The following is a 995-nucleotide window of genomic DNA, read 5'->3' as shown; positions in this document are numbered from 1 at the left end:
AAATGTTTGGGGTAGTCGGCTTGGGTTTTGTTGAATTCCACCAGTATCTGATGTTGTTCGGTGGCAGTCAGTAGCGCTAAATCTGATAGCTTCTGTTGGGGATTGGCGACAATTGCCGAAAGCAGAGTTTGATAATGCCCTGCCATCCGTGTGATGGTAGCAGCATCAAACAAATCTGTATTGTATTCGATTGACCCGCTTAATCCAAGGCTTGTGTTTTCTAGCGATAAAGTTAAATCAAACTTGGCTGTCTCGCTAACAAGTGGAAACCCCAAGAGCGTTAAGTCAGTCAGATCCAATTCTGGCATCGGTGCATTTTGCAGCACAAACATCACTTGGAACAGTGGTGTGTAGCTCAAGGAACGTTCTGGCTGCAATTGTTCGACTAACTGCTCAAAGGGTAGGTCTTGATGAGCGTAAGCACCGAGTGCCACTTCCCGCACTTGCGATAGGAAATCGGCAAAGCTGGGGTTGTTTGACAGATTGCTGCGTAGCACTAAAGTGTTGGCAAATAATCCAATTAACTGCTCTGTTTCGCCACGATTGCGGTTGGCAATTGGTGTGCCCACGCAGATATCAGTTTGCCCGGTGTAGCGACTCAGCAATGTTTGAAATGCTGCCAGCAACGTCATGAACAAGGTTACTCCTTGTCGCTGGCTCAAGGCAAACAGTGCCTCGCTGTGTTCAACACAGATGGCGAATTCGAGAGTAGCCCCCTTATACGTTTGAATTGCCGGTCGCGGGCGGTCTGTTGGTAGTTCCAACAAAGCAGTCGCACCCGATAGTTGTTGCTTCCAGTATGCTAGTTGCTTTGTCAGTACCTCCCCTTGTAGCCATTGCTGCTGCCACACGGCAAAGTCGGCGTACTGAATTGGCAATTCTGGCAGTGCAATTGCTGTAGAGTTGCACGTAGCTTGGTATACTGCTGCTAACTCCCGCACCAGCACGCCGATTGACCAACCATCTGAAACAATATGGTGCATCACCACCAGCAA

At 48.7% G+C, this 995-nt stretch carries 1 protein-coding gene; it reads right to left on the bottom strand.

The genetic code is table 11. The annotated features are described in order from the left end of the window. A partial coding sequence (locus AABK37_RS41520; protein WP_432557202.1) for a condensation domain-containing protein occupies positions 1-995 on the bottom strand: 995 nt, incomplete at both ends.

Origin of the sequence: Tolypothrix sp. VBCCA 56010 (assembly GCF_050875635.1) — a bacterium.
Taxonomy (GTDB): Bacteria; Cyanobacteriota; Cyanobacteriia; order Cyanobacteriales; family Nostocaceae; genus Hassallia.
The sequence above is the reverse complement of the archived record's forward strand: the minus strand, read 5'-3'. Positions and strand labels throughout refer to the sequence as shown.